This window comes from Candidatus Sulfotelmatobacter sp. (assembly GCA_036500765.1).
In the GTDB taxonomy this organism is placed as follows: domain Bacteria; phylum Acidobacteriota; class Terriglobia; order Terriglobales; family Acidobacteriaceae; genus Sulfotelmatobacter.
This window is the reverse complement of record DASYBM010000016.1, coordinates 604,246-626,222: the sequence shown is the minus strand read 5'-3', so window position 1 is coordinate 626,222 and position 21,977 is coordinate 604,246. Positions and strand designations below refer to the sequence as shown.

22 protein-coding genes and 1 pseudogene are annotated in these 21,977 nt (G+C 58.5%); 9 read left to right on the top strand and 14 right to left on the bottom strand.

The features are described from left to right. The first annotated feature begins 30 nt into the window (after window positions 1–30). Entirely contained in the window at window positions 31–1,083 is a 1,053-nt protein-coding gene (locus VGM18_19785) for a cytochrome c (protein ID HEY3975254.1), read from the top strand. 72 nt (window positions 1,084–1,155) lie between these two features. Here the strand turns inward: VGM18_19785 and recO are convergent, their stop codons facing one another. Beyond that, window positions 1,156–1,899 carry a DNA repair protein RecO gene (gene recO, locus VGM18_19780; protein HEY3975253.1) on the bottom strand — a complete coding sequence of 248 codons (744 nt, stop codon included), beginning with the start codon at window positions 1,897–1,899 and terminating at the stop codon, window positions 1,156–1,158. 166 nt (window positions 1,900–2,065) lie between these two features. On the opposite strand from recO, the gene VGM18_19775 reads away from it, so the two are divergent. After that, window positions 2,066–2,509 carry a hypothetical protein gene (locus VGM18_19775; protein HEY3975252.1) on the top strand — a complete coding sequence of 148 codons (444 nt, stop codon included), beginning with the start codon at window positions 2,066–2,068 and terminating at the stop codon, window positions 2,507–2,509. A 210-nt stretch (window positions 2,510–2,719) separates the two neighbouring features. Here the strand turns inward: VGM18_19775 and VGM18_19770 are convergent, their stop codons facing one another. The 9 genes and pseudogenes from VGM18_19770 to VGM18_19730 all read right to left on the bottom strand — a co-directional run bounded on the left by VGM18_19770 (window position 2,720) and on the right by VGM18_19730 (window position 11,584). After that, entirely contained in the window at window positions 2,720–3,952 is a 1,233-nt protein-coding gene (locus tag VGM18_19770; GenBank protein ID HEY3975251.1) for a choice-of-anchor tandem repeat GloVer-containing protein, read from the bottom strand. Between the two features lie 216 nt (window positions 3,953–4,168). After that, complete coding sequence (locus VGM18_19765) at window positions 4,169–4,672, bottom strand: DUF5818 domain-containing protein (GenBank protein ID HEY3975250.1); 504 nt, start codon at window positions 4,670–4,672, stop codon at window positions 4,169–4,171. 417 nt (window positions 4,673–5,089) lie between these two features. Further along, a complete protein-coding gene (gene pnp, locus VGM18_19760) occupies window positions 5,090–7,549 on the bottom strand; it encodes a polyribonucleotide nucleotidyltransferase (protein HEY3975249.1) in 2,460 nt (819 codons plus the stop codon). 331 nt (window positions 7,550–7,880) lie between these two features. Beyond that, entirely contained in the window at window positions 7,881–8,147 is a 267-nt protein-coding gene (rpsO, locus tag VGM18_19755; GenBank protein HEY3975248.1) for a 30S ribosomal protein S15, read from the bottom strand. A gap of 110 nt (window positions 8,148–8,257) precedes the next feature. Continuing rightward, window positions 8,258–9,016 (bottom strand): hypothetical protein, encoded by a 759-nt coding sequence (locus VGM18_19750; GenBank protein HEY3975247.1) that lies wholly within the window; start codon window positions 9,014–9,016, stop codon window positions 8,258–8,260. A 28-nt stretch (window positions 9,017–9,044) separates the two neighbouring features. Beyond that, entirely contained in the window at window positions 9,045–9,455 is a 411-nt protein-coding gene (locus VGM18_19745) for a hypothetical protein (GenBank protein ID HEY3975246.1), read from the bottom strand. Between the two features lie 746 nt (window positions 9,456–10,201). Next, on the bottom strand, window positions 10,202–10,522 hold the full coding sequence (locus VGM18_19740) for a BrnA antitoxin family protein (protein ID HEY3975245.1): 321 nt from the start codon (window positions 10,520–10,522) through the stop codon (window positions 10,202–10,204). Next, window positions 10,506–10,789: pseudogene (locus tag VGM18_19735) on the bottom strand (BrnT family toxin). The gene VGM18_19740 and the pseudogene VGM18_19735 overlap by 17 nt, the downstream one beginning before the upstream one ends. A gap of 495 nt (window positions 10,790–11,284) precedes the next feature. Then, a complete protein-coding gene (locus VGM18_19730) occupies window positions 11,285–11,584 on the bottom strand; it encodes a hypothetical protein (GenBank protein ID HEY3975244.1) in 300 nt (99 codons plus the stop codon). Between the two features lie 509 nt (window positions 11,585–12,093). On the opposite strand from VGM18_19730, the gene VGM18_19725 reads away from it, so the two are divergent. Together VGM18_19725 and VGM18_19720 are read left to right on the top strand one after the other, a co-directional pair. After that, complete coding sequence (locus VGM18_19725) at window positions 12,094–12,498, top strand: VOC family protein (GenBank protein ID HEY3975243.1); 405 nt, start codon at window positions 12,094–12,096, stop codon at window positions 12,496–12,498. Between the two features lie 48 nt (window positions 12,499–12,546). Beyond that, window positions 12,547–12,780 (top strand): hypothetical protein, encoded by a 234-nt coding sequence (locus VGM18_19720; protein ID HEY3975242.1) that lies wholly within the window; start codon window positions 12,547–12,549, stop codon window positions 12,778–12,780. A 192-nt stretch (window positions 12,781–12,972) separates the two neighbouring features. Here the strand turns inward: VGM18_19720 and VGM18_19715 are convergent, their stop codons facing one another. After that, on the bottom strand, window positions 12,973–14,193 hold the full coding sequence (locus VGM18_19715) for a DHHA1 domain-containing protein (GenBank protein HEY3975241.1): 1,221 nt from the start codon (window positions 14,191–14,193) through the stop codon (window positions 12,973–12,975). A 115-nt stretch (window positions 14,194–14,308) separates the two neighbouring features. On the opposite strand from VGM18_19715, the gene VGM18_19710 reads away from it, so the two are divergent. Beyond that, window positions 14,309–15,130: an alpha/beta hydrolase gene (locus VGM18_19710; GenBank protein ID HEY3975240.1), complete on the top strand. Its 822-nt coding sequence runs from the start codon at window positions 14,309–14,311 to the stop codon at window positions 15,128–15,130. A gap of 35 nt (window positions 15,131–15,165) precedes the next feature. Here VGM18_19710 and VGM18_19705 read toward each other — a convergent pair whose 3' ends face one another. The 3 genes from VGM18_19705 to VGM18_19695 form a co-directional block, all read right to left on the bottom strand. Next, window positions 15,166–16,416 carry a threonine synthase gene (locus VGM18_19705; GenBank protein ID HEY3975239.1) on the bottom strand — a complete coding sequence of 417 codons (1,251 nt, stop codon included), beginning with the start codon at window positions 16,414–16,416 and terminating at the stop codon, window positions 15,166–15,168. A 64-nt stretch (window positions 16,417–16,480) separates the two neighbouring features. Further along, on the bottom strand, window positions 16,481–16,672 hold the full coding sequence (gene tatA / locus VGM18_19700) for a twin-arginine translocase TatA/TatE family subunit (protein HEY3975238.1): 192 nt from the start codon (window positions 16,670–16,672) through the stop codon (window positions 16,481–16,483). A 124-nt stretch (window positions 16,673–16,796) separates the two neighbouring features. Continuing rightward, on the bottom strand, window positions 16,797–17,834 hold the full coding sequence (locus tag VGM18_19695; GenBank protein ID HEY3975237.1) for a ferritin-like domain-containing protein: 1,038 nt from the start codon (window positions 17,832–17,834) through the stop codon (window positions 16,797–16,799). A 405-nt stretch (window positions 17,835–18,239) separates the two neighbouring features. Between VGM18_19695 and VGM18_19690 the strand changes: the two genes are divergently transcribed. The 4 genes from VGM18_19690 (at window position 18,240) to VGM18_19675 (ending at window position 21,840) form a co-directional block, all read left to right on the top strand. Further along, complete coding sequence (locus VGM18_19690) at window positions 18,240–18,788, top strand: c-type cytochrome (protein ID HEY3975236.1); 549 nt, start codon at window positions 18,240–18,242, stop codon at window positions 18,786–18,788. Window positions 18,789–19,019: 231 nt separating this feature from the next. After that, the gene (locus VGM18_19685; protein ID HEY3975235.1) at window positions 19,020–20,144 is read left to right on the top strand and encodes a hypothetical protein; all 1,125 of its coding nucleotides are present in this window, start codon (window positions 19,020–19,022) and stop codon (window positions 20,142–20,144) included. An 80-nt stretch (window positions 20,145–20,224) separates the two neighbouring features. Then, a complete protein-coding gene (locus tag VGM18_19680) occupies window positions 20,225–20,812 on the top strand; it encodes a sigma-70 family RNA polymerase sigma factor (protein HEY3975234.1) in 588 nt (195 codons plus the stop codon). A 233-nt stretch (window positions 20,813–21,045) separates the two neighbouring features. Further along, window positions 21,046–21,840, top strand: coding sequence for an anti-sigma factor (locus tag VGM18_19675; protein HEY3975233.1), 795 nt, complete (start codon window positions 21,046–21,048; stop codon window positions 21,838–21,840). Window positions 21,841–21,977 lie beyond the last annotated feature (137 nt).

The following is a 21,977-nucleotide window of genomic DNA, read 5'->3' as shown; positions in this document are numbered from 1 at the left end:
TCGCATTCAACCTAGCCACTGGGGGCGTGCATGAGCGAGCGGAACAGGATATCCCTGCGGATTCCTGCGGCTGTGGTTGTGCTTTTCCTTATCTGTCTCTGTAACACCAACCAAAAAGCGTCGGTCGTTGCTGCCGCCAAGCCTACGGCATCGATTCTGGAAATGAACACGATCCCGCGCACGCCGGAGCGACTGGCGCGCGGCAAGTACTTGGTCGAAGGCCTGCTGCAGTGTTGGGGATGCCACTCCGAGATCGATTTCACCAAGCGCCCGGCGGTGCCGGTGCGGGGCAAGACCGGCGGCGGCTTCGTCTTTCCCAACGCTGAAATGGATCTGCCGGAGCCGAATCGCGTAGTGGCGCCGAACATCTCTCCCGATCCGGATTACGGCGCGGGGAAATGGAAGGACGCGGATTTTGTGCGCGCGCTGCGCCGCGGCATTGGTCATGATGGGCGAACTCTTTCCCCCCTGATGCCCTACGCGTTTTTCCGCAACCTCTCCGACGAGGACTTAGCGTCGGCGATCGTCTACGTGCGCTCGGTAGCCCCAGTGCACATCGAGCGGCCGAAGATCGTCCTCACCGACGACATTCGGAAAACTTTTCAGCCGCTGCCACAGGCGTCGTCGGTGCCGCAGCCGGATAAGTCGGACCGGGTTGCGTACGGGAAATATCTGGTGAATGCAGGGCATTGCGCCGCTTGCCATACGCCCACGGACGAGCAGGGCAATCCGATTCCTGGGATGGACCTCGCCGGTGGCCAGGTACTCACCGGGCCCTGGGGGCCAGATCCGGTCAAGATGGTTTCCGTGGCTTCGCTCAACTTGACGCCCGATCCCTCGGGCATAGGATATTTCGACGAAAAGATGTTCATCACAACCATTCGCACTGGATCGGTGCAGGCGCGTCCGTTGTCGAATATTATGCCCTGGGGATTTTTTCGCAATTTGACTGACGACGACTTGAAGTCCATCTTCGCTTACCTCAGAACTCTGAAACCTGTGTGCCACCGCGTGGACAATACCGAAGAAGCGCGTTACTGCAAGGTCTGTAAGAGCAAGCACGGGTTTGGCGACAAGAATTGAGGGCCGCGAACCAAGTAGTCACCCCCCCAAGGCGAACCGGCCCTGCAACGAGAAGGCCGGATGTGCAAGCCGCTAAAATCCGCCTTTCTCCAGCATCCCCGCCGTGACTAGTTTTTTTTCCAAATGGCGCTGCAGGATTTGAATCAGAAATTTCCGCAGGTCGGCGGCTTGCGACTTCGGCCACGGCGTCGCTGAAACATTCTCTACTGGGGCGCGAAACATCTGCGCCGCCAGCGTGCGCGAGTCGCTGGAGATTTCGGACGAGGCCAGGCGTTTGTCGTCAGGACACATCAGGCCGTCGGCCAGCGCGTGATAATAGGCGCGGCTGCCGTTCAGGCTGCGGCCGCAAACCGTGCACTCCGTCAACTCCGGAAGAAAGCCGACCAGTCGCGTCAACCACAAATCGAAGTACGTGATGGGCATCCAGATTTCGGGCCCGTTCAGAACGTGCAACACGGAAAGTGTGAGACGAAAGATCGCATCGTTGGCCTCATGGTCGGGGAGAAGTTCGTCCAGCAATTCGGCAATGTGGCCCAGGGCGACGGCCCGCGCGTAGCTGACCTCCGACGCCATGGGAGATTCGAGAACTTCGCAGGAATCGAGGCGCGCCAATTCCTGGCGCTCGCGGACATCGTAAAACGCACGCACATACGTCAGCGGTTCGAGGGCTCCGCCGAAGCGCCGTTTGGATTTCTTGGCCGACCGCGCCACACCACGAACTTTGCCCTCCACGCGCGTGAACAGCGTAACCAGCAGATCGGCCTCGCGCAGCGGATAGCTGCGCAGCACAATCGCTTCTGACTCTCGCAAGGCCATGGGACGGGGACGGCTTGATTTTAGTGGAAGGAGCTTTCAGCCGTCAGCTATCAGCCATCCGCCAAAAGCCCCACTTCTCGCAAAAGGCGCGAGAAAATAAGGCACCCCATTCGACTTGGCTGCGGCAGGCTGGCTGAGATTAGCGGCACGATATACTTTCTGTATCGTGAAACGAGTTGTCCTTGTCTCTCTTCTAATCTTTGCAATCGCTACCCTGGGCTTTGCCGACGACGCATCGTTTCGCCATGTTCGGGTGCCGAACCTGAAAGGGCAGCACGTCAAAGCCGTCCTGATCTTCAGCGACGGCGACAAGGCGGTCGAAGTACATCCCAGGAAGGGTCCCGCGGTGAACATTCCGTACGGGCAGATCGACAAAGTTTCCTATGAATACACTACCGAACTCACAATCGGTCTGACCGAGGCCAAGAACCATTGGCTCAAGATCGACTACCACGACCAGGACGCCCCGAAAGTCGCCCTCGTGCTCATGGACAAGCACGACTATCTGCACATCCTGGATGCGCTCAAGAAACACACTGGAATCGATGCTGAGATTCTGGGCAACGCCGACAAGCGCCACGAAAAGCTCTGGCCCTCAAACAGAAAATAAAATCACCGTCGAGGCCGGCAGCGCGCATCCCGATTTTCGATGGCTCTGGCCTAGCTCCTCCCGGACGAATGCGTCCGGGGCTACGTGATTACCAATCCTGTCTCGCCGGATTCTGCGGTCCTATCCAACGTTTCCTCCGCACGAAAATCTTGCAGTCCACCGAAACAATTTCCCCCCACTCACACTATCCCCGTGAGGCGATGCTTTTCTTCACGGCGTCACTTCAAACACCGCGCCGCCGTTCGCCGGGCCGCCCTGAAACGACGTGCCGTACAAATTCCCGGCCGCATCCGCCACCAATCCGGCACTCGGACCGCAGCCGTCATTTCCGCCCGTGAACTCATAGATCACATTCTCTTTCATGCGTTGTGCTCGCTGCGCAACCTCGAAAATCACTCCGTTGCCATTTATCAACGCACAAGCTCCATTCGAAATCCCCCCTTGCGACGTAACCCCATAGAATTTTTGGTTCAGAAACAAGAGCGGAGCCATTGGGCCCAGTCCGTCGAGGTCGTCGAAATCGAAGTAACTGACTGACCACCCTTTGTTCTCCGGTATTAGCTGAAACACCGTCCCTTCGGCGCTCGGGCCGCCGTTATTCGTGGTGCCGAAAATCTTCCCGTTCGCCAAAGTCACTCCCGCTTCTGGTCCATTTCCGTCGCCGCAAAAAACCGATCTGTAGCAGAAAGTATGGAGAATACTCTCCGTCCACGTTCCATAAGCGCCTGGCGATAACTCAAAGACTGTGCCGTCGGCTTCAAAACCTCCGGACAACCCGCCGACGTCGGTCGTGCCGTAAAGGTTGCCCTTGGCGTCAAATACCACTCCCCCAATCGGGTAAGCCCCGTCAACCGGATAATTGAAAAATGTGTGAAGGATTTCTTTCTTCCAAGCGTCGGCCTTGATCAATTTGAACACCGTGCCGCAGCCCAGGGAACAAGCATTGGCCACGCCCCCGATCGTGGTCGTACCATACAGATTTCCCGCAGCGTCCATCACTACGCCGCTCGGCATTCCTCCATCCGGTATTCCGGTAAATGTGTACAGCACAGTCTCGGTCCACTCGCCCGAGGACGGCGTCAGCTCAAACACCACTCCGCAACCGATCGTGCAGTTCTGATCGACCAGTCCTCCCTGCGACGCAGCCCCATACAGATTTCCTTCCGCATCGAACACGATCGTTCCCAGCGGCAACCCGCCATCCGCGCCGTCTTTGAAGTTGTAGAGAATCTTCTCCGTCCAGCTTCCAGTCGAATTCTTCACCAGCTCAAAGACCGTTCCGCCACCATAGAGTCCCCCGCCGACGGTGGTCCCGTAAAGATTTCCGGCGGCGTCCATGATCATTGGACCCTCCGGCAGCGCCGCGTCGGAACTCCCGGATGTGCCGAATGTGTAGAGCACCTTGAAAGCGGCGGCATTCCCCACGCTGCTCATTCCAAACATGATTGCTAAAGTGAGTGCAAAGGTAAAAATTCGCCACCGGCCTCGGCGCATGACAACTCCTTGAGAACGATAATGAGAACGAAATCGGGCCAGCGTTAGATGTCTCGCCGTTCTCCAAGGTTGGCAGATACTCCCCGCCACAAACAAAAGGCGCCGAAGATCACGGAGCGGTTTGCCCGGTGTCCTCGGCGCCTCTTTTTTCCGAAAATCGTAACCCTACTTCACCTGAATCATTGTGCCGCTGGCATCCAGCTTGCCCTGTACTCGGACGCGCTTGCCGTCAAACTTCTTCACATCGTCCTGATGATCGATGTCATAGGTCTTGCCCGAATCGGTCTTCAGCACATACTTGTCGCCAGACTTCTCAACCGTACCGGAGAACGTCTGCGTGCCGGCTGCGCTCGGCGTATCGGTCGCATTCGGGGTGGCCGAAGTGTCCGGCTTCGAGTCCGGCGTCTGCGTCTGATCCGGAGTTTGCGAAGGAGTCTGCGAAGGAGCCGCGGAAGGCGCTTCCTGCGAAGGAGTCGTAGCATCAGGCGCTGGTGTCGGAGCAGGCTGTTGTGTAGGCGGAGTATCTGGCGTCGGCGCCGGCTGAGCCTGATCGGCCGGGCTGGAACTCGATGGAGTCGATTGCGCATTTAGCATGCTGCCCCAGGAGATCATACCGAGGACGACTGCCAGGGTGGCGAGAAATGAAAGTGACTGAATCCGTGTTTTCACAAAAAATCCTCCAGGAGCCATTCGGCTCTTTTGGAGAAGTAGCAAACCGACTGCCACGAAAACCAGAAGCTCCTCACTACATTCAGGCACTCCGCGCATACCTATTGCAAAAGCAGCATTTAGCTATGCCCATGAAGATTCCCGGAAATAAATCTCGGTGATATTTGTTCGCCGCCTACACCAGGCGCTGTAGCATCAAACTCCGCAATTCCGTGTTGCCACCGCGACCTCCCGCCGACTTCTTGCTCGCTGTCACGAAAACTATTCCAAAGTCGTGACCCTGAATTCCTCGGTGTGCCTCTGTGCCCTCTGTGGCTGAGGGGTTCGGTTCAGGGAAAGAAAAAAGGCCGCAGCATTCGCCGCAGCCCTTGTTAGTTTTGATCCGTGAAAATCTGTGAAGATCCGTGGCCCAGGGTTCTAGTGCCGTCCCCCGCCACCACCGCCGCCGCCCGGACGCCCGCCCCGCCCGCGGTCGCCACCACCGCCGCCCGGACGTCCGCCACGTCCCCGGCCGCGTCCGCCTCCGCCGCCAGGTCGCCCGCCGCGTCCGCGATCTCCGCCGCCATCCCGGCGCGGAGGCCGATCGCCGCCGCCGGCACTCACGTGCGGCGGTCCATCGCGATTGAAATTCGGCTCGTCGCTCGGCTCATCCGGAAAATCTCCGCCGCCCTCGATCACCAGCGAACCCGTCATGGCCGGCGCCGGCTCGTCACTATCGCCACCATGCGCGGGCGCCATCCCAGCATCAACGGGCGGAGCCTCGCCGCCGCCCATCTTCGCCCGCTGCTCTTTCAGAATCGCTTTGCGCGATAGCCGGATGCGGTTGCCTTCCACCGCCAGCACCTTCACCAGAACCTGATCGCCCTCTTTCAGTTCGTCGCGCACATCGGCAATGCGATGCTCGGCCACTTCGCTGATGTGCAGCAACCCGTCGGTGCCCGGCAGAATCTCGACGAACGCGCCAAAGTCGGCCAGCCGCGTAACCTTCCCGAGATAGGTTTTTCCTACCTCGGCCGTCGCCGTAATGTCGCCGATAATCTGGAGCGCCTTCGCCGCCGATTCCTGGTCGCTCGACGCCACCTTCACCAGCCCGGAATCCTCCACGTCGATCTTCACGCCGGTCTGCTCCACGATCGAGCGAATCATCTTGCCGCCCGGCCCGATCAGGTCGCGAATCTTGTCGACCGGAATTTGCACGGTGTAGAAGCGCGGCGCGTAATCGGAAATCTTCTCGCGCCCCGTCGTGATCACTTCCTCCATCTTGCCGAGGATGTGCATCCTTCCCCGCTGCGCCTGCGCCAGCGCCTCGCGCATGATCTGCGCCGTGATGCCGGCAACTTTAATATCCATTTGTAGCGCCGTGATGCCGTCTCTGGTCCCGGCAACTTTGAAGTCCATGTCGCCGTAATGATCTTCCGCGCCCGCTATGTCGGTCAGGATGGCGTACTCGTCGCCTTCCTTCACCAGTCCCATTGCAACTCCGGCCACGGGAGCCTTCAACGGAACGCCCGCATCCATCAGCGCAATCGACGCGCCGCAGATGGTTGCCATTGACGATGATCCATTCGACTCCAGAATGTCGGAAACCACGCGCATCGCATAAGGCCATTTGTCTTCGGTCGGCAACACAGTCGACACGGCCCGCTCCGCCAGCGCCCCATGCCCAATCTCGCGCCGGCCCGCTCCCCGCATAAACCCAACCTCTCCCACCGAAAACGGAGGAAAATTATAATGTAAGAGAAATCTTTTCTTGGCTTCGCCTTCGAAGCCTTCCAGGCGCTGCATGTCGTCGCTGGTACCGAGAGTGGTTGTAACCAGGGCTTGGGTTTCGCCGCGGGTGAAGATGGCGCTGCCGTGGGTTCTGGGCAGGACGCCGGCTTCGATCCAGATTTCGCGGACTTCGTCGAATGCCCGCGCATCCGGACGCCGCTTCTGATTGATTACCTGCTCGCGGAAAATGCGCTCACGCAGCGTCTCGTAATAATGCTTGAGTTTGTCCTTGGCTTCGTCATCGTCCGGCGGCAACTCCGCTTGCAGCTTTTTCTTGATATCTTTGACGAGCGCGTAGCTTTCTGCCTTGGGATGCTTCTTCGTGTCGAGCGCGTCGGTGAGTTCGGCGCCGACTTTCTTTTTCAGATCGTTGTAGTACGCGTCGTCGAATTGCGGAGGCTCGACGGTGCGCTTCGTCTTGCCGACTTTCGCGCGCAGATCGCTCAGCGCGGCGCAGATCTTTTTGATTTCGGTATGGCCGAACTCGATCGCGTCAACGACTGTCTCTTCCTTCACTTCTTTCGCGCCAGACTCGATCATCACGATGCCGTCGGCGGTTCCGACGACCATGATGTTCAGCAGTCCCTCGCGCATTTCGTCATACGTGGGATTCACCACGAACGCGCCATTGATCATGCCCACGCGCACCGCGCCGATCGGTCCGAGAAATGGAATGTCCGAAAGTGTCAAAGCGGCAGAGGCGGCGTTGATGCCGAGAACGTCAGGGTCGTTATTACTGTCCGCGGAAAGCACGAAGGCGATGACCTGCGTCTCGCACTTAAATCCTTCGGCAAACATCGGACGCACCGGTCGATCGATCTGGCGGCTGGTAAGCACTTCGCGCTCGCTCATGCGGCCTTCGCGCTTGATGAAGCCGCCGGGGAAACGTCCGCCAGCGTAGGTGTATTCGCGATAGTCGACGGTGAGCGGGAAGAAGTCGATGCCTTCGCGCGGATCCGGATTGGAAGTTGCGGCGGCGAGCACGACGTTCTCGCCGAGGCGCACCACGGCCGATCCGCCAGCTTGTTTGGCGAGCTTTCCGGTTTCAAATGAAATTTCTTTGCCGCCGGTGAGATGTACGGTGACGCTGGTTGCTTCTGGTTTCATGATTCAGTCCTTTGAGAACAGCTGCTAGCTGCTAGCTCCTAGCTTCTAGCTGGGCGCCCAGGCTCGCGCTCCGGCGCGAGCAGTGGAGATTTTTTCCGTCCAACCGGGAGAAGACACACTTCACCCGCCGGATGCAGTTGGATAGGTTCGTTGCGCTTGAAAACCGCACGTGTGGAGATTTCCTCGATGCTGGCCCGTCTCTCCAGAGACGGATTTCCAGAAATAGCCCGGAAGGAAGTTGATCGAATCTGATGTCCCCCACTCTAACGTCGCAAAGTGCGCGCCGTTAGAATGGGCCACCCAAGATCGAGGGACTTTCCGGGTCAAGTATCTACTTGCGGATGCCGAGTTTCGTAATGACAGTTTTATAGCGCTCGGAATCGTATTTCTTCAGGTAGTCCAGCAAGCTACGCCGCTTGCTGACCAGCATAAGCAGGCCGCGGCGCGAGCCGTGGTCCTTCTGGTGCGTCTTGAAGTGCTCCGTCAATTGACCAATGCGTTCGCTGAGCAACGCGATCTGGACTTCAGGGCTGCCGGTATCGCTGGGATGCGTGCCGTATTGGTCGATGAGGGTCTTTTTGTGCTCTCTGGCTAACACTTGCCTGGTGCACTCCTGTCTTTAATCGATTGTCCTTGTGACGTTTAGAGAATATCACGGGCGGTCGGGGAGCGTAAAGGAGGGGCGGTGAGGCGACATCGGTCATTCGGTTATCCCAACAGCATCTTGTCAGACAACTTCTCTCTCACGTATTTGGAGCCTATATCCGTCAAGCGAAATCGCCCCGACGTCAAGAGGATCACCTGCCGTTGAACCGGGGATGTCAGTGCCTTTAGAGCCTCGGTGATTCTCGGCGGGTCGTGCATGACGTACTTACCAAGTTCTTTGCGGCTGAATCCGGCTTCGCCAGCATAGTGCAGCAGCATTAAGATCTCCTCCGAAGGGGAGAGATCGGTCCGCTGCACCATGAGTACGTCTTCGAATCTCCCTATTGCTGGTACCTCGAACTGCAAGAGTTCGCGGATCGCCCTCGAAACTTGCTCACGATCGCCGTTCCAGAAAATTCTGAGCGACTCAGAGAACGCCCAACGAACCATATCCACAACCACCTTGGAGTCCATGTGATTCGGTGTGTAGTTGGGCGATATATGCACGGCACCGCGCTGACTGCGGAACTTATAAATTATCTTAAGAACCTTGATTAGGTGGATTGCATCGTGCCGAGGACTAATTGCATGAGGCACCTGATCATTCTCCACATACGCGCAGCAGTCCTCGAACTTCTTGCCAGCGTTTAGATTTCCAGAGTCCTGGTGATAGAGGATGCGCGAGAGAATCTCGCAGAATTGTCCACCATCCAATTGGGTCGGCTCCCAGTCCCCTTGGATGAAACGTTTCTCCTGCGCAATGAACTCTTCAACTAACAATTGAGCCAGTTGAGCGTCCAGAGGCGGCGTCAACTGGCTCATTAACGTGTTCTTGCTGATTAACATCGGCCTAAGCCGCTACGGCCCCTCCTTTGGCTTCCGTAACAAGCTTATCGGCCAGTTCCTTGCCGGATTGCTTGAGAAAAAATCTGCCGTCAAGAGAACCGAATAGTTCGGCCTTACCGCCGACATCGCGCGCGATGTTTCTCTTCACAATGAGACCGGCATCTTTAAAACGGGCCTGGAAGATGTCTGCGATTTCGGCTGCGCTGAGGTCCGCCTTTCCTATTTCTTGTTCAACAACTCTGAGAAGCCATGCGATCTTTTGAAATGGTTTCCACGTCTGGACAGGAGAACCCCAACGGCTCGGATCGTGCGTCCAGGTGATCGGCGAATCCGCTGCGGCGCTGCTGGATGATGCCCGCCCGGACTTTCTGGTGCGCTTGCGGGTCACTGGTGAGGAGTCCGCATCGATGGTCATGGGCTGCACATGTCCGTTCTTCGGAGCCTCGATTAGTCCTGCTGGCGAAAGGACAGCCGCAAAATGTCGTCCGACATTGTTCGCGACGATCGGCGCGATTTCTCGATCGCCCTTGACATGAATCTTTAAGCCGGTCAGTTCGAACTCTACTTCAAAATTTGCGAACTTGTTCATAGCCACTCCTTTGGAATTTTCTAAGCAGGCTAGGGCTGGTCATGCGGTTGAGGCTGGAGTGGACGACGAAGCACCACGCAACTGCAAACCGACTCGAAGTCTACACTGTTCAGACTAACACATAGTCACACGTGGTGTCAAACTGGTTGGGGCGATAGCCTGTTCGCCCCAACTAATAGTCCATGCGATGGCAAGGCACACACCGATTGCCAAGGATTAGGGTCGGCTCATCTTCGCAGAGCCGCGACTGAGGCTGCCCCATTCGTCGCGGTTTTCGACGGATGGGCACCACGAACGCGACCCGCGGTTTCCGTCTCGCCGGACGCGTGACGGTTTCAATCCCAAGCAGGATGGGTCTGTGGTTCCCACCCCTTCGACAAGCTCAGGGCAGGCTCATTCGCAGAGAACGCGAATGGATGGGGCAGCCTTTTTCGTGGCGGTGCATAGAACAACCAAGGTTGGGTCGTCTCGTCTGAGGAGCGGGCCTCAGCGGCTGAAGCCGATTGATTTTTGATGGCGCTTACGGCACGACTGAAGTCGTGCCCTTCCACCGTCCGTACGGCCACGGCCGCTCACGCGCGCCGCAGTTCGTCCAGCATGCGCTGGCGGAGGATTTGGTTGGCGCGGGTTTGGTAGCCTTTGCCGGCTTTCTTTAGCCACGCGATCACGTCGGCGTCGAGGCGCATGGACACGGCTTGTTTCACTGGACGATAGAACCGGCCTCGTACTGCGTCTTTCCATGCTCCGGGCGGGAGTTCCGGGATGTCGGAGGTGTCGATCTGATCATACGGCATGGCCGCCAGAGCTGACAGTTCCCTCTTCTGCTTCGCGGTCAAGGGCTGCGCGACGGTTCTCTTGAATCTTACTTCGGTTTTTTTAGTCGCCTTGCGCATAGATGTTCCGTTCCCGGCGCGTTGCTTTTCGAGCGGAGAGAACGCGGATCACCGCTTCTTCCTCGTGTTCACCCACCGTGTGAGCCACCAACAGCATGTGGAGGCCGTTCACCATACCGATGGTCTGCCATCGCGCCTCGCCTTCGACTTCCCTGTCCTGCGCCGTGACGTGAAAAGGGTCGTCGAAGACATGAACCGCCGTCCCGAAGCTGATGCGGTGTTTTTCTGGTTTGCCCGGTTCTTGCGCGCGTCCCAGGTGAATTCCAACATCTGCCTCGTAATTACGAATCTGTATATACGATAAGCCCGCTGCAAAATTCAAGGTCGGGCTCATCTTTGGCCGGCGCGGCTGTGCCGGCCTTTGCAGCACCGCGACTGCGAATCCCCCATTCCTCGCGGTTTTCGACGGATGGGCACGACGAATGCCGGCTCCGCCGGTTTCCTTCTCCCCGGATGCACAACGCGTTTAAACCCCGAACAGAATGGGCCTGTGGTTCCCCACCCCTTCGACACGCTCAGGCGCCGCTTCCCATCTAGCAAGATAAAGGCCTGGGACGCGGACGCCGGTTGACCCCCAAGAATCCCATGTATCTCAAAGCGTCGTCGTGAGGCCGACAAATCCATAGATCCCTCGGCCCGCAAAGAACGCGGGCCTCAGGATGACAAGCTTTTACTGTGGAGGCACTATGGAAGCTCGCTGATTTCCGTGGCTAGAGCATGAGCCCGACCCCCGCGGCGGCGCTGCCGGTAGCCGTACAAATTTTAGGGCCTGATGCGCAGCAGGCGCCAGGCTTCGCGGTAGGAGTCGTAGATGCCGCGGCGGCGGTCGCGTTTGCGGCGGAAGAGGAGGCTGGTGCGCCCGAGAATGTCGCGGAGAGGAAGGATGAACCAGGAGTCCTCGGGAATGACGTAGGCGGCGATGAAATCAATTTCCGTGAGTTTGTAGGGGATGGCTCGGCCGTTGATGCGGCGATGGGCGTTGGTGCGATAAAGGCCCGTCGACGAGTTGGGTGGAGCATGTGACTTGAACGCGAGAGAGTTTGGGCATGGTGTCGGGCTCATGGGAGTCGACGATGAAGTCGTAGCGTTCGCTGTCACCGTAGGGCTTGGAGACGGCGAATCCGAGTGCGGTGGCTTTGAGGGTGAAGGCGAGTTCGGCGAGTTCTCCGCGGCGCTTGGTGGTGAGTTCGCGCTGGAGTGCGGTTGGAGGTACGGAGTTCCTTCGAGTGAGCTTTTTCGCAAGCGGCTTGGCCGGGACAGGGATTGGGCACGACGCGGAAGGGGTCCGACGCGCGCGTCTCGACTTTGACATGATCGGGAAAGAGAAAAGGCGCAAGCTTGGGAGCTTGCGCCTGATTTCCAGTCTATATATCTAGAATAGCATTTCGCCGAGGGTAAACCGGAAAGGAATTTATTTTTATTTTGTGATTGTCCTGAGCGAGTTACGGGGATTTCCTCAAGTTGAGGGTCTTGACAGATTTCCAGGGAAAACGAGGTCCGCAAGAACGAGGTGGAAGGTCGGCGAAGGGCCGCGACGGGGAATAATGTAGGATTCTTCCGGAGACCGTGCTATGGCGAATCCCAATGCATCCCGTGTGTACTACGAAGGCAGTCAACCGATTCTGCGCGTCGAAAATATGGAGGCCAGCCTGCGTTTCTATGTCGACGTCCTCGGATTCGCCAACGCCAGTTGGGGCAGCGACGACTTTACGTCCGTGAACCGTGATCGCGCCGGCATTTACTTGTGCCGCGGCGGACAGGGGCGCGGGGGCGCATGGGTGTGGCTCGGTGTCGAAGATGTTGTAGTCATCTACGAAGATTTGAAGGGCCGCGGCATCCCGATCCGCATGCCCCCCACGAATTTTCCGTGGGCGCTCGAGGTCCACGTGGAAGATCCCGACGGGAACGTATTGCGTTTCGGTTCCGAACCCAAGCCGGGTTACCCAAGTTCCACAAAAGCTCAGGCGCACTATTAATCGGAGATTAACCGGCACTGCGGCAAATACAGCGTATGATCGTTACTGATGCCATATATCACCGAACGTCTCTCCAGCCTTCGCCAGGAAATCGCTGATTTGCGCACCCTGAATGCCCGTTTCAGCGAAAAAGGCGGCCACAATGCAGTCGATCAGACGGCGCTCGAATTGCGCACCAACCGTCTGCGCGAGATTAAACAGGAGTTGTCGAACATCCTGAACCGGCCGGACGATCCCAAGGTCTGGTGGGAGCGGGCGCGGCGGCAGCAACCGCTGGCGTAAGCGCCTGGCTTGATCCTGAGCACCCACGTTTCGACATTCGAAACGTGGGTGCGGTAGTTTCTGGTGGAACTCTAAGTCGCCGGCGGCAAAAGCCTGGACCACAATGGTCGCGAAGAACTGCCGCAAAGGCCGCTCAGAAGATGTAAGTGTGATTGGAGTCTCCTAATTTTTTTCCTGCTGGGGTTCCGCTTCTCAATCTCCCTTTTCAATCATTGCAGCAACAGCTTTAAGTGCGTCGTCGATTCCGGCCGCGTTTGGCACGCCGCCTTGCGCCATGTCTTTACTACCACCGCCGCGGCCACCTAGTTTGGCCATTGCTTCTTTCAACAGCGCGCCCATGTCGAAGGGCTGGCCCGCGGACTGCGCAAAGACCAGCGCCGGCTGCGGAGAGGTTGTCGCCAGCAGTGCGATGACGTGCGGAGACAGCCGCGTTAATTTCTGCGCGAGCAGCTTGACGAAGTTCAGGTCGCGGTCGGCGAGGGTACGAATGACGACGCGGCGACCGTTGACTTCGGGAGTTTGAGCGAGCAGAGAAGCGGCATAGACACCGGCCAATTCTTCGAGAGACTGCTCTCGTTCTTTCCGCAGCGATCTGATCTCGTCGAGCAACTTGCGCGCCTGCTGCGGCACGTCGTAGATGTGCGCGGAAAAAAGCGCGGCGGTTTCGGTGAGCGCCGAGTAGTCGCGGCGAGCTGTAGCGACGGCACGCTGGCCGGCGACGAATTCCACGCGCCATCCCTGGCGAACTTTTTCGGTTTTGCGCAGCAGGATGCTGGCGATCTGTCCGGTGCGGGCGACGTGCGTGCCGCCGCAGGCGGTCAGGTCAAAGTCGCGAATGTCGATGAGGCGGAGTTCGTCGCGCTCGGTGGGCGGCAGTTTGCGCAGGCCAAGCTTCCCGGCTTCGGCACGGGTGACGAAGCGAATATCTACTTCGCGATTCTCCAAAATGATTTCGTTGGCCAGGCGCTCGGCGGATTCGATTTGCTCTTTGGTCAGCGTCGGCGTGTCGAGATCGATCGAGCAATAATCGTCGGCCATGTGGAACGAAACGGTCGCCATGCCGTGGAGCCGCACGAAAGCTGACGAAAGCACGTGCTGGCCGGAGTGCTGCTGCATGTGGTCGCGGCGGCGGGCGCCGTCGATCTGGCCGCGGACGCGGGCTCCGGGCTTCACGTCTTTTACGGACTCGACGTAGTGCACGACCTTGCCGTCTTCTGTGTCGGCGACTTCGGTGACTTCGAATTCGGTGGAACCGGCAGTGATTTTTCCGGTGTCGAAGACCTGGCCGCCGCTGGTGGGATAGAACGCAGTGCGATCGAGAATGATGGCGGGGCGCGGGGTTGCGATCACGTCGCGAACTTCGGCGTCGAAGTCATAAAGGAAGGAATCGTGGTAATAGAGGCGCGTGGTCATGGGCAGCAAAACCATTTAACCACAGAGGGCACTGAGGAGCACGGAGGAACGCGGGCCTTGTATCGAACGATATGCGAGAATATGCACTCGCAAACATCACAGCAAGGAGATAAAAATGGACACGATCACAGTCAAAGACGGCACGCAGATTTTCTACAAAGACTGGGGCACAGGGCAGCCGCTCGTATTCCACCATGGTTGGCCGCTTTCGGCGGATGACTGGGACGCGCAGATGATGTTTTTTCTCGAACGCGGATTCCGCGTGATCGCGCATGACCGCCGCGGCCATGGGCGCTCCACGCAAACGGTTACCGGCAACGAAATGGATACATATGCCGCCGACGTGAAGGAGTTGGTCGACAAGCTTGACCTGCGCAATGCTGTTCACATCGGCCATTCGACGGGTGGTGGAGAAGTTGCCCGGTATGTGGCTCGTTACGGTAACGGCAGAGTGGCGAAGGCGGTGTTGATCAGCTCTGTGCCGCCGATCATGGTGAAGACTGATAAGAATCCGGGCGGGCTGCCGATCGAAGTGTTCGATAAATTTCGCGAGGAAACGGCCAAGCATCGTTCGCAGTTCTACCTCGACACCACGCTTCCCTTCTATGGTTTTAACCGGCCGGGAGCAAAGGTTTCGCAGGGCGTGCGAGAGAACTGGTGGCGGCAGGGAATGATGGGCGGGATCAAGGCTCAATATGATTGCATCAAGGCCTTCTCCGAGACCGACTTCACCGAGGACTTGAAGAAGATTGATGTGCCCACGCTGGTGATGCACGGCGAAGACGACCAGATCGTTCCCTTCGCCGATGCCGGGCCGCTTTCAGCCAAGCTGCTGAAGAATGCCACAACGAAGTTTTATCCTGGGTTTCCACATGGCATGCCGACGACGCAGGCGGATCAGATCAATGCCGACTTGCTGGCGTTCGTGAAGAGTTGAACGTCACAGTGCATGCAGCACGGTTTCCTTGAACGTCAATACGGCCCGATGATGCCGCCGATTTGGCGGGATGATGGTTTCTTGGTAGTGGCTCCCCGGACGAATGCGTCCGGGGCTACGTGTTTCGTATCCAGCACGTCCAGATATTTCAGGCCTGTGCCGGTGTTAAACAGGACAACCGTGTCTTCGGGTTTGAAGAATTCGGTGGCGCGGAGTTTGCGGTAGGCGACCAGGCTGGCTGCACCTTCGGGCGCGGCGAAGATGCCTTCGTGTCTAGCCCAATGGTGGGTGGCTTCCACGATCTCTTCATCGGTGGCAGCAATGGCGGCGCCTTTGCTTTTCTTTAGAATATCGAGAATCAGGTAGTCGCCATAAGGCTTAGGCACGCGCAGGCCCGATGCTAAGGTCGCGGCGTTCGGCCACATTTCCGACGACGGCTTTCCTTCTTCAAAGGCCTTCACAATGGGAGCGCAACCGGATGATTGCACTGTAATCATCTTCGGGCGCTCTGGCCCGATCCAGCCCAGGGCTTCCATTTCGTCGAAGGCCTTCCACATTCCGAGCAGGCCGACGCCACCACCCGTGGGATAGATGATGCCTTGCGGCATTCTCCATCCCAGCTGTTCGGCGACTTCGTAGCCCATGGTTTTTTTGCCCTCGACGCGATAGGGTTCTTTGGTAGTGCTGACGTCGAACCATCCGTCTTTTTTCCAAAGCTCGGATTCCTTCAGGTCTGCAACTTTACGAGCGCAGTCGCTGATGAGCCCGTCGACCAACGTCACATGCGCGCCGTAATAATCGCACTCGATACGGTTGGCCACGGGGACATCTTTCGGCATGAAAATGTGCGCTTCGAGCCCCGCGGCGGCGGCGTAGGCGGCGAGCGCACTGGCGGCATTGCCGGCGGAGGGAATCGCGAGTTTTTTCAATCCGAACTTCGGGCCGAAGTGGCGAGCCATGGTAACGGCGGCGGAGAGTCCGCGCGCCTTGAATGATCCGGTGGGATTGAGGCCTTCGTCTTTTATATAAACATTGGGAAATTCGCGGCTGGCCAGCATGGGCGTGAAGCCTTCGCCGAGCGTGACGGGGTTGGCTTCAGGCAAGACGGCGTCGTAGCGCCACATGGTGGGGGCGCGTCCGGCCAGACGCGCCGAAGAGAACGCGCGCCTGATCGCCGCCAGATCGTAGCGGGCGTAGAGAATGCCGGCGTCTTTCGGACAAACCGATTGCGGGCGGTCCGCGGGATAGTGTTCGCCGCAGCGGGTGCATTCGAGATGAGTCAGCATGCCGAAGGTGAGTTTAACATCGGCTCCCGACTTCCGGCTTCCGACTTCCGACTTCAGTTCGTCGTCACTTGCTGTCGGTTGACTCCGTCTTCGACGTGGGCTTTTCTTCTTCTTTCGCGGTCATTGCCGATTTGAAGCCGCGAATGCTTTCGCCAAGCCCTTTGCCGAGTTCGGGAAGTTTTTTGGGGCCGAAAACCAGTAGAGCAATTCCGGCGATGAGGAGCAGATGCGTGGGCTGAAACAGGCCTTCAAACATTTTTCTCTCCTGAGTTCATAAAACATAATGTGCATAGAATGCATTGGGTAGAAAATGGGGCGCTGCAATTTCTCCAGCAAAAGCGCAGCGCCCCGCGAAAATCGGCAATCGGTCGTTAAGCGGTTCAGAAACCCCGTTGCGCTGCATCAGCGGCTGCGGCTGCGGCGTTCAGCGTGTCGAAAAACTCGTTCGACTGGCCAATGAACAGACCACTGTCGGTGAAGGCTTTGACGGCTCCGGCAGCGATGCCAGCGGGCTCGGTCGGGCGAATCACGGCGCAGTGGGGCAAATTCGCGTTGATGAATTCGCACGCCAGCGGAAAGATGAGGTTGGTCTGGAGCAACGGATTATCCGCGGCGTTGAAGTCTGGGAAAGTGAGCCCATTCGTGGGATCGGTGAAGGGAGCGATGGGAGCTTGCACGCCGTTCCCGGCAAAATCCACCCACTCCAGGAAGTGCGCGACTTCGTCTCCGCCAATGCTAACCGCGACCCGCAGAACTTCGACGTCGTGAGCTTTCTGCGCCATGGCTGAGTACAGGCTGCTGCCGCCTTGCTCGATGGCGCCGAAGTGAAATGCCGCCGTATTGGCGATGGCCTGCACGTGATCTGTGGGGCCAAAGTCGGAGTTGTCGCGGGGAATGGCGGGCACGTCAGCGAGTACAATCGCTTGCGGATACGTATCGCCGAAATCTGGATTTGTGGTGCTCCGGTAGCGTGTGTAGTAGCTGGTGTCAACCGTGAGCTGCATGAGGTTGGTGAGGCGCCCGATCGGCTTGGCGCCGCTCGCCTTGCTGCTGGGCAGAGTGCGGAACTTGCTTAGATTCAGGGGCTGTGCGCCGCGCATCTGCAAGTATGCATTCAGGAACTTCGCGTGGCTGATTTCGTCGAGCGTATTGCTGGTGATGTATTGCGAGGCGTCGCCATCGAGTTGCTGCAAGGCGAGCTGGTAGGGATTTTGCGTTCCTGCGCTGAGTCCGCCGAGTTCCGCGTATTGCTCCCACAGGTCGCTCTCAATCTCTTCCGCAAAGGCGACAAATTGCAGGATGGCCACATCGCCCGGGGTGAGTTTCGAGCTGCGGCCGGACTTGGTTTGAGCTCGGCTCTGGCCCGCCAATAGAGCGCCGGCGGTGAGGGTGGCACCGGCCATTCCAAGTCCTTTCAGGAAAGAACGGCGCGGTGCGACACGGCGGGACTGCGGGTTAGGGGATGCGCCGGATTCGGCGGATTCGACGGCTGACGGTTGATTGAGTTCTGAGTCGAGAGCGGGAGAAAACGGCTGTTGATTGCGCATATTTTTTAAACTCCAATTTTTTGGCGATGAAGTTGACTCGAGGCAGGGACTTCGAATCAGCGTGAATGCAGAATATTTCGATCGGTCGTCGCATCTGTCACGAGGGAGTTAGAGAGTTGTCAAAGGTTCGTCTTTCAAGCAAGGGGCGGCACTGAGGAAAAAATAAAATTCGTTTCAAGCTTGGAAATCACAGAGTTTCCAGCATTTACAACTTTGGGTTAGTATCAGTTTCCGGTTTCGTATCGGTATCTCAGCTGTCGCGATAGGAGAGAGCGTATGGGAAAGTTTCTGATCGGGCTGTTTGTGGGCTTGATTGTAATTCCGGTAGGCGTCTATATGTATTTTTCTTCGGGAAGCGTGCCGGTGGCGACTTCGGCGGAGCCAATGCCATTTGAAAAGATGCTGGCCGGGATGGCGCTGCACGCGCGGATGAATAAGGAGATGCCGAAATCGGTGCCAGTCGCGGCGGATGAGGCTGCCTTTGTGGCGGGCGCGCAAGTCTACAAGGAGCACTGTGCAGTGTGTCACGGACTTCCGGGGAAGCCGCAAACCGCGATCGCGCAGGGAATGTTTCCCAAGCCTCCGAAGCTTACCGAAGGGATGGGAGTATCGGACGATCCGCCGCAGGAAACTTATTGGAAAGTTGCGGGAGGAATTCGCATGACGGGGATGCCGGGATTTGAGAAGACACTCTCGACCACGCAAATGTGGCAAGTAAGTTTGTTGCTGGCGAATTCCGACAAACTGCCGCAGGCGGCGAAAGACGCTCTCGCCGCCCCTCCGCCGACAATGCCGGACATGAAGATGCCAGATGTGAGGAAATAGGAAGGACGTCGGAGTCGGCGCGGGGTTGCCTTCATTTTTTGTTTCCCCATCCCGTACGGGTCATTATTGTGGATACCCCGTCCAGGTTGGCGCTGCATCGAACCTGCAAGATATCGTAAGCTATACGTAGACGAATCCTGATCGGGAGGGATGGTGCGCTGCCCCCGCTGTGGCAATGAGAATTCGGAGGAGAACCGCTTCTGCGGCATGTGCGGAGGTTCTTTGTTGCCGGTGTCGGAGCCGGTTGCTTCGACTGCGGCGCAGGGAGCTGGCGCACGAACGCCAAGCCTTTCCGAGCAACCGCAGACGCCCACTCCGTCGCGAACGGCAGCATCGCCTAGCATCAGTGGGCCGTCGTTTCTGGGATTGAACGACTCGCCGCCGGCCGGCCGGCGAGCGGGACTGAGTATTGATCCGCATGCATCTTCCGGTTCGAACCTCGATTACTTGCTTGAAGATCAAGAACCACACAAGGGCTGGGGCGCCGGAAAATTTGTTCTGATTCTGCTGGTGCTGATGTTCGCGGCGGGGCTGGGATATTTTCGCTGGAAGCACGGACTGCCGCCGTGGTCGATTCCTCCCGATAAGAAATTTCCGGCGGCGCAGAGTACCGACACCGCCGACACGAATTCCGCGACGCCCGCCGGAAATAGCGCGGGCACGGCAGCATCGCCGTCAGCAGCGCAACCTGCTGCGAACCCGGATGCCAACAGTGCCGCAGCTGCGAATTCGGCCGCCACAAGTCCTGCGACCACAAGTCCTGCAACAAATCCCGCAGCGTCAAACCAATCCCCAGCGAATCCCACGGCCGCCGCGAACAGCCCAGTTCAGACCGGCCCAGTTCATTCCAGCCAATCTCAGAACGGCCCGGCGCCGTTGACTCCGGACGCCCCTGCCGAAGGCGACGCCGCGACTCCAAGCGATTCCACCTCCTCGCCAGCCACGCCCGCAACCAGAACACCAGTAACCGCCGCTGCGGAGGCTCCCCGCGCCGCGCCTCACCCCAAGCCAGCGGCCGCTTTGCCCAAGCCTCCGGCGGAGGCCCGTCCGGTCAGCGATTCCGTGGCCGAAGCTCAGAAGTATCTTTATGGACGCGGCGTGCCGCAGGACTGCGAGCGCGGCATGCACTTGTTGAAACCCGCTGCGGCGCAATCGAATCCCAAGGCCATGATCGAGATGGGCGCGCTATACTCGGCGGGATTGTGTACGCCGCACGATCTGCCCACGGCCTATCGCTGGTTCGCGCTGGCGCTGCGGAAAGATCCCGACAATCAGTCGGTGCAGGCGGATCTGCAAAAACTCTGGGGCGAAATGACGCAGCCGGAACGGCAACTGGCGATCAAACTGAGCCAGTGAGGTTATAGGCAAGCGCCCGAAAGAGGCAATCCGCCAGGGGCCCTCGGTACGTATTTCTAACAAGGAAGAGACTGAGCGCGTTGTCGACTCCCGAAATAAAGTCGAGTCCTGAAAGCAAAGGGATATCGGACGACCTGGCCATGGTGACGGCCATGAAGTCGGGCGCTGGGAGCGCGGCGGCGGAGCGCGCTCTCGCGGAGCTCTACGACCGCTATTCGGGCGTTGTCTATGCGGTCGCGCTGCGCGTGCTGGGCGATACCGGAGGGGCGGAGGATATTCTGCAGGAGGTGTTTTTGCAGTTGTGGCGCAATCCGGGGGCCTTCGATGCCGCGCGCGGCAGCCTGGGCCCGTGGCTGGCAGTGATCACGCGCAATCGCGCGATTGATTCTCTCCGGCGGCGCAAGCCGGAAACGGATATTGAAGAAGTCATCGTCTCCGTGGCGCCCGATCTTGCCGGCGACGCCGATCGCACGCGTGCCGCGGAAAAAGTTCGCGGCGTACTGGGCGCCATGCCGCCGCCACAGCGCAACGCGCTGGAGATGGCATATTTCGAAGGCCTGAGCCATTCTGAAATCGCGATCAAGACCGGCGAGCCGCTGGGCACGATCAAAACCAGAATTCGCGCCGGATTGATCGCCTTACGAAAAGCGTTTCAAGGCGGAGGATAGATTTTTTTGAAGGTGAGGGAAGCAAGAACGTGGCAAGAAATGGGTGCCCCATCCTTTCGCGTTCTGTGCGAAAGGGTGGGAATTCGAGAGGCATGAAGCAAGAGTTCTTTGGTTTGAAAGTGAGAGCCGCAAGAAAGCGGGTGCCCCATTTCTCGCGTTCCTGGCGAGAAGTGGGAGTTCGAAAGGCCGAAAGCAAAGGTTGTTGATGTTGAAGTTCCAGCGATAGAAGGTAAATGTCAGTCCACGAACAATTCGCCGAAGATCTCGCACTGCACGCGCTGAATGCGCTCGAGGGCGAGGATCGCGTGAACCTGGAAAACCATCTGGCGACCTGCAGTTCGTGCAGGATGGAGCTTGAGCAACTGCGGGGCGACGGCGCGCTGCTGGCGCTGTCCACGTTGGGCCCGAAGCCTCCGGCGCGGGCGCGGCAGCGCCTGCTGGATGCGGTGGCGAAAGAAGCAGCAGCGTCGCCCACTTCTCGCACAGAGAACGCGCGAGAAATGGGGCACCCGCGGAAATCTTTGTGGGGACTCTTGGGATGGGCGTCCGCCACGGCAATTCTCGTGTTCGCCGCGTCGCTGTGGAAAGAAAACGCCGAGCTAAAGCGGGGCGCGATGATCTGGAGCGCCCGCATTAGCCAGCAGACGGCGGACCTCGAAAAGGCGCGGGCCATCGTGAACGCCATCACCGATCCCGCGGGACAGCACTTCACGCTGGTCTCAGTAAAGACTCCGCCGCAGCCGCAGGGCAAGGCTTTCTATCTGCGCAATCGCAGCACCCTGCTGTTCGTCGCGAACAATCTGCCGCCGCTGCCTCCGCAAAAAGCGTACGAGTTGTGGCTGATCCCAAAAGAAGGTGCGCCCGTTCCCGCGGGCGTATTCAAACCAGATGCCCACGGCAGCGCCACAGTCGTGAATCCCCCGCTGCCCGGTCAGATGGAAGCCAAGGCCTTCGCGATTACAGTAGAGAATGAAGCGGGCGCGACCGCGCCCACGATGCCCATCGTGATGATGGGCACCGGCGAGTAGGCCCGATTAAAGCTTCACGGCGCGTTCCGGCAGATCACCACGAAAACGGCTGCCCCATCCTTTCGCGTTTCTTTGCGAAAGGGAACACCACGAACCTCTGTTTCTGGGTCTTTGGTTGAAGCTGACGATCGCGTCGT

Coding starts and splice junctions, on each gene's coding strand:
- VGM18_19785 (HEY3975254.1), top strand. CDS start 31: ATGAGCGAGCGGAACAGGATATCCCTGCGGATTCCTGCGGCTGTGGTT.
- recO (HEY3975253.1), bottom strand. CDS start 1,899: ATGGCCTTGCGAGAGTCAGAAGCGATTGTGCTGCGCAGCTATCCGCTG.
- VGM18_19770 (HEY3975251.1), bottom strand. CDS start 3,952: ATGTTTGGAATGAGCAGCGTGGGGAATGCCGCCGCTTTCAAGGTGCTC.
- pnp (HEY3975249.1), bottom strand. CDS start 7,549: ATGAAACCAGAAGCAACCAGCGTCACCGTACATCTCACCGGCGGCAAA.
- VGM18_19750 (HEY3975247.1), bottom strand. CDS start 9,016: ATGAGCCAGTTGACGCCGCCTCTGGACGCTCAACTGGCTCAATTGTTA.
- VGM18_19745 (HEY3975246.1), bottom strand. CDS start 9,455: ATGACCATCGATGCGGACTCCTCACCAGTGACCCGCAAGCGCACCAGA.
- VGM18_19740 (HEY3975245.1), bottom strand. CDS start 10,522: ATGCGCAAGGCGACTAAAAAAACCGAAGTAAGATTCAAGAGAACCGTC.
- VGM18_19730 (HEY3975244.1), bottom strand. CDS start 11,584: ATGAGCCCGACACCATGCCCAAACTCTCTCGCGTTCAAGTCACATGCT.
- VGM18_19725 (HEY3975243.1), top strand. CDS start 12,094: ATGGCGAATCCCAATGCATCCCGTGTGTACTACGAAGGCAGTCAACCG.
- VGM18_19720 (HEY3975242.1), top strand. CDS start 12,547: ATGCCATATATCACCGAACGTCTCTCCAGCCTTCGCCAGGAAATCGCT.
- VGM18_19715 (HEY3975241.1), bottom strand. CDS start 14,193: ATGACCACGCGCCTCTATTACCACGATTCCTTCCTTTATGACTTCGAC.
- VGM18_19710 (HEY3975240.1), top strand. CDS start 14,309: ATGGACACGATCACAGTCAAAGACGGCACGCAGATTTTCTACAAAGAC.
- VGM18_19705 (HEY3975239.1), bottom strand. CDS start 16,416: ATGCTGACTCATCTCGAATGCACCCGCTGCGGCGAACACTATCCCGCG.
- tatA (HEY3975238.1), bottom strand. CDS start 16,672: ATGTTTGAAGGCCTGTTTCAGCCCACGCATCTGCTCCTCATCGCCGGA.
- VGM18_19690 (HEY3975236.1), top strand. CDS start 18,240: ATGGGAAAGTTTCTGATCGGGCTGTTTGTGGGCTTGATTGTAATTCCG.
- VGM18_19675 (HEY3975233.1), top strand. CDS start 21,046: ATGTCAGTCCACGAACAATTCGCCGAAGATCTCGCACTGCACGCGCTG.